Source organism: Mesorhizobium sp. M1D.F.Ca.ET.231.01.1.1 (assembly GCF_003999155.2).
GTDB lineage: Bacteria > Pseudomonadota > Alphaproteobacteria > Rhizobiales > Rhizobiaceae > Mesorhizobium.
In genome coordinates, this window is record NZ_RZOZ02000161.1 from 1 (window position 1) to 329 (window position 329).

Here is a 329-nt window from a genome sequence, read left to right on the forward strand (position 1 = left end):
GGCCCACCCAAAGCACGCGAGCGCTCGAAGCGATCATCCGCGACCTCATGGAGACCCGCGATGGCTCGACGTATTTCGCCGAGCGCGTGTGGGGCGTGTCTCTACGCTACGATTCTGGAGGCAGTCATCCGCTCGCGGGCCGTAGCGTTCCAGATTTCAAACTGGCCGACGGGACGAAGGTTGGAACCCTTCTGCGCGCAGGCAAGGGCCTTTTTCTGGACTTCGACGCACTCGCATCGCTCGAAGCGCTTACGAGCCATTGGCGCGAGCGGGTCACCTATGTCGCGGGCGACGTGCGGGACCGGCTCGGCTTAAGCGCTGTACTGGTG

Annotated in this window: 1 pseudogene; it reads left to right on the forward strand. The window is 63.8% G+C overall.

Features of this window, described 5'->3' with window-relative positions:
* Window positions 1-329: pseudogene (locus tag EN874_RS32765) on the forward strand (FAD-dependent oxidoreductase); the annotation flags it as partial.